The organism is Planomonospora algeriensis, assembly GCF_977012225.1.
Genome location: NZ_CDRNDK010000497.1, coordinates 1 through 4,300 on the forward strand (window position 1 = coordinate 1; position 4,300 = coordinate 4,300).

At 66.5% G+C, this 4,300-nt stretch carries 6 protein-coding genes; 4 read left to right on the forward strand and 2 right to left on the reverse strand.

The features are described from left to right. Both ACWJ6R_RS31085 and ACWJ6R_RS31090 read left to right on the forward strand, forming a co-directional pair. Positions 1 to 546 (forward strand): hypothetical protein (locus tag ACWJ6R_RS31085; protein ID WP_449065638.1); only part of this gene is annotated, 546 nt, incomplete at its 5' end. 68 nt (positions 547 to 614) lie between these two features. Next, the gene (locus ACWJ6R_RS31090; RefSeq protein WP_449065639.1) at positions 615 to 938 is read left to right on the forward strand and encodes a hypothetical protein; all 324 of its coding nucleotides are present in this window, start codon (positions 615 to 617) and stop codon (positions 936 to 938) included. Positions 939 to 954: 16 nt separating this feature from the next. Here ACWJ6R_RS31090 and ACWJ6R_RS31095 read toward each other — a convergent pair whose 3' ends face one another. Continuing rightward, positions 955 to 2,145 carry a hypothetical protein gene (locus ACWJ6R_RS31095; protein WP_449065640.1) on the reverse strand — a complete coding sequence of 397 codons (1,191 nt, stop codon included), beginning with the start codon at positions 2,143 to 2,145 and terminating at the stop codon, positions 955 to 957. 448 nt (positions 2,146 to 2,593) lie between these two features. Here ACWJ6R_RS31095 and ACWJ6R_RS31100 point away from each other — a divergent pair, with 448 nt between their 5' ends. Together ACWJ6R_RS31100 and ACWJ6R_RS31105 are read left to right on the forward strand one after the other, a co-directional pair. Continuing rightward, complete coding sequence (locus ACWJ6R_RS31100) at positions 2,594 to 2,884, forward strand: hypothetical protein (RefSeq protein ID WP_449065641.1); 291 nt, start codon at positions 2,594 to 2,596, stop codon at positions 2,882 to 2,884. A 265-nt stretch (positions 2,885 to 3,149) separates the two neighbouring features. Further along, entirely contained in the window at positions 3,150 to 3,881 is a 732-nt protein-coding gene (locus ACWJ6R_RS31105) for a GntR family transcriptional regulator (protein WP_449065642.1), read from the forward strand. 7 nt (positions 3,882 to 3,888) lie between these two features. Here ACWJ6R_RS31105 and ACWJ6R_RS31110 read toward each other — a convergent pair. After that, positions 3,889 to 4,300, reverse strand: a 412-nt coding sequence (locus ACWJ6R_RS31110; protein ID WP_449065643.1) for a hypothetical protein, incomplete at its 5' end; no start/stop codon positions are given.

Below are 4,300 nucleotides of genomic sequence, written 5' to 3' on the forward strand. Positions count from 1 at the left end.
CGGCCGGGGTCCGCGACGCTGGGCCGTGCGGCGGCGCGCCGCGCCGCCGCCTTGATCTTCACAAGCACAATTCGGCAGCACATATCGTTGTGGACGCCTGCCGCCGACGAAAGCGTGAAGATCGTGATAGAAGCTGGAGCGTCCCGCGCTTATCGCATCATGGCGAGTATCCGTATAGGCGTGATCCTGGCCGTGGCGTCTCTGGTGAACTACCTTGCTTGGCTGGGATGGGATCAGGAACGAGACGTCGAGTCCGACGGCAGTCTCAGCGGCCCCTATGAGCCGTGGCAGGTAGTGGGCCTGGTCGTCGTGTTGGGAATCCTCGCTGCTTTCGCTGGTCGGCGTCGTCACCCGGTGATTGGCACGCTCAGCATTGCGGGCGTGATGTGGTTGTCCTGGACGATTAACGCTGCTGTGTCGGACGGCAGTGGCCTGTGGGCTCTGGGTGCCATGCTGCTTTTTCCCGCGGTCTTCGTCGGGGTCGCTCTGGTTGCCTTCACAGCGGTTCCGCGCAAGAAAAGTGTTCAAGAGTTGGTGAGCGAATGATAAACGGTCTTCCACTGAGACTCCGGTCCCTGACCATCGGCCGGATCGCTCGGATCGTTTCGGCGCTCGTGGTCTTCGGGGCGATCTTTTACTGGTCGCTCTTTCTTGCTGCCCTGACCGGATGGTACATCCCGGACGGCTCGCCTCGGTTTGACGGCATGGCGGTCAGGGTGCTGTTCATCTCGCTGGTGATCGGCCTGGTGGCAGTCGTGGCATACCGGCTGATCGCGGGGCGGCGCGTTCTGTCGTACTGGTTGCTTGTCGCGTTCATCGTGCCGCTTGGACAGGGCATTAATCTTGCGGTGACTCCGCCGGAGATATTGATCTGTGACGAGCCGCCCGTCGACTCTTTCCCTGGCGCGGTCGTGCATTGCACGTCTTCCATCCCGTAGGTCGGGTTTGCCGATCTCAGTCCAGAAGATCCGGACGTCGGTTGGTGAGAGCGCGCCGGGCTGTGATGAATCGCTCGTGGAAATCTTGGGAGAGAGCTTCGCGGCGGTAGCGCTGGCGTAGGACTCGGTCCAGGTCTCCGGCACGGTTGACCAGGTCGGTGAGGGATTTGCGTTCGATGTCGAAGGCGGCCATGCCCTGTTCCACGGCGGCGTCGAGGTCTCCGCGTCGGGCGTGGACGATGCCGAGGTCTATGTGGGCGTCGGCGACGCGCATGGGGGCGTTGGAGGTGCCGTCCGGGCGGGTGTGCATCTGGATGGTCTCCCGTGCGTGTTCTTCGGCGCGGTCGTTGTCCTCCAGCCAGGTGTAGGCGGTGGCGGCGTAGAAGACCCACTTGGCGTGGTCGAACACGAAGTGGTGGTCGGGGTTGTCCGGGAGCGGGAGCTTGGCGAGGATGTCGGCGCCTCGGGTGAGGGCCTTGTCGGCTTCGCGGCGGTCGCCGATGCGGGCCAGTCCGCGGGCCTCTTGCAGGGTGAGTTGGACCATGGCGCTGGATTGGCCGGCGGCGGCCTGGCCCATGCGGGCGGAGGTGACCACGTCCTCGTAGCGGCCTTCGACGAGAGCGAACCACGCGGACATCTCGTAGGCCCAGCCCATGAGTTCGCCGTGCCCGACCTGGCGGCCCATCTCGTAGGCGGCACGGGGGGCAGTCTCGGCTTCTTCCCGTTCGCCCAGGTCGTAATGCACGCACCCGAGTAGCGCGGTCAGCCATCCGGTGATGACCAGGAGTTCCCGGTGCTGGTCCAGGGTGACCCGGCCGGACAGCAGGCGGGTGATCTGGGCGAGGCGCTTCTGTGTCCGGTCGCGCAACGTGGCGGCGGGAACGACCGGGTAGGCCCGGCACAACAGGTCGACGGCCTCGGCGAGTGCTTCAAGCGTGCCGTTCCCGACGTCGGAGGCTTGGAGCTGCTGGGCGAGCTCCATCGTGCCGTACAGGTCGGCCTCGGCCCGGAGCGCGTCCGCAGGAGGCATCACCGTGGCCTCGATCAGGCGGCTCTGACCGCGCCGGTTCTGGCGGAACCCCAGGGCCTCGGGCTGCAAGCCGGTCAACTGGGTGAGGGCGACCCGGTAGGACGTGTGCGGCCAGGAGACCTCACCCGCCTCCCACCGCCTGATCCGCTCCTCGTCACAGTTCAGGCGTTCTTTCACACCGGCCGGAGTGGCGTTGATTCGGTCGGCCATATCAGCGCGAGTGAGCCGGTGCTCATTACGCCATGCTCGGAGTTGGACATTCGGGATGTTGTCGGGCATCTCGGGTCTTCCTCACGGCTGGGGGCTCAAGAGGGGGAAAGAAGGGGGGCTATTCGGGGGTCCTGCCATTCGGGAATTGCCAGTGGACTTGCCATCAAGCAACCACGGTACGTCAGCCCGCCTTCCGCCGCAGGGAGCGCGGTTCAAACAAGGAGATGGCGACGGTGACCCGGCCAGACGAGAACAGCGAGACACGCCCTTGCCCTGCGTGCCGGGGTCGTGGAACCAAGCTGCGCACCTCGCGCCGTGCCCTTCTCCTCGGCGAGAGCAGCGCAGATCACGAGACGTACGGAGAACAGGAATGTCTCGACTGCCTCGCAAGCGGCCGGGCCGAAGGGAACGCCAGATGAACCCGATCATGCAGGCCACCGCGGCCTTCGTCGACCACCAACGCAACCTGCACGACGCGCGTGCCCTCATGCGCCTGCGCGACGAGCTGCTGAAACTCAAGGTCCGCGCCGAACTGCGCGACAACGACAGCGTACTCATGGTCCACCGCCCCGAGCCGGGCCTTCCGGTGTGGGTCTTCGTCGGGTACGGCGGGGCCTACTACTCCTGGCAGTCCGCCGAGAAGCGCCACCCGGTGAGAGACCCGAACGGGGCCGCCCAGGTCCTGGCCGAGTACGTCGGCCGCTGAAGACGGGCACGGCGGGGCAGTGAGCCCGTCGGCATGGAGGGTGCTCGATGAGCGTCACCCCTGCCCCGTCGTGTCTTCCGCTCCCCGGCAGGCAGTAGAGCATTCGCCGCACAAGCCCACCCCCTGTGCGTGCTTCCCCCGTCTCTGCTGCCTGCCGGGGCTTCCTCGTGTCGGCTGCCCTTCTCCCGGTCCGGGGTGACAGGACGGCCGGGTGGGGATACGCTCAAACTTGGTAAAACAACCTGTCGGGTGCAGGATGGTCATGATGTCGCTTGAGTCCGTACCGCCGAAGTATGCACAGCTCGTGCAGACGCTCCAACGGCGGATCGAGGCGGGAACCTATCCTCCCGGCTCGCTCCTCCCGAGCGAGAACCAGTTCATCCAGGAGTTCGGCGTCTCCCGGCCCACCGTGGTCGCCGCCCTGCGCATGCTGCGCGAACAGGGCTGGATCGACTCCCAGCAGGGCAAGGGCCGTTTCGTGCGCGGACGCCCCGCCCTCGCCTCGGCCGAACAGCCCCGGCCCGGACAGGCGTACCTGATCGCTCCGGAGAGCGCATCGCAGGGCGAGATCATCGAGGCGGCGGCGATCACCGCCCCCAACCGCATCGCCTCCCTGCTCGGCCTCGCCCCGAAGAGCAAGGCGTTCCTGCGCCGGCGACTCGTCAGCCGGGACGGCGAACCGACCGAGATGGTCTCGTTGTGGGTACCGGTCGAGCTGTCCCAGGGCACCGACCTGACCAGCGCCGAACCGCTGGCCCAGGGCCTCCGCGAACACCTCCAGTCCCGCAAGGGCGTGCGCTTCGACCACGTGGTGGAGCGGATCACCGCCCGCATGCCCACGACCGACGAGGCCAAGGGACTCGGCATGCCGAAGAACACGCCGCTGCTGGCCGTCTACGGTGCCGTCCGAGACGCCTCGGGTGCGGCTCTGGCCGTGGTGGAGGTCCTGCTCCCCGCTGACCGACACGAACTGGAAGACGCCTACCCGATCGGATGATCAGCCTCTAGTCGAACCAGACGACCAGGCGCACGCCGTCGTCTCCGAACCGCTGCGCCAAAGCCCGCATCACGTCGAAGACGTATTCCCACCCGGTGCCCGACCCCAGCACGTGCAGCCGTGTCACCGGACCGTACTCAAACGTCGCTCCGGCGGCTTCCCAACGGCCTGCCGGTGCTCCAACGGGCGAATCACCCAGTGGCGGTATGCCGTACTGCTCGACGACCTCGCCGGGCCACCGGTCATCAATCCGGTAACTGTGGATCATGTGCGACAAGGAGTCCGGTCCTGAGTGGACCTGAAGCATTCCCCGCGCGGCGGGTCGAGCAGACATGTCGAGATCGCGAAGCTCCGCCCAGGAGAGCCACGTACAGCCGTGCACGGCGGCATCGACTCGTACGGAGTCTTCGTAATCGGCA

What these genes read in the sequence shown, in the direction of transcription:
- ACWJ6R_RS31100 (WP_449065641.1), top strand. Translation starts at nt 2,594, where the DNA reads ATGAACCCGATCATGCAGGCCACCGCGGCCTTCGTCGACCACCAACGC.
- ACWJ6R_RS31105 (WP_449065642.1), top strand. Translation starts at nt 3,150, where the DNA reads ATGTCGCTTGAGTCCGTACCGCCGAAGTATGCACAGCTCGTGCAGACG.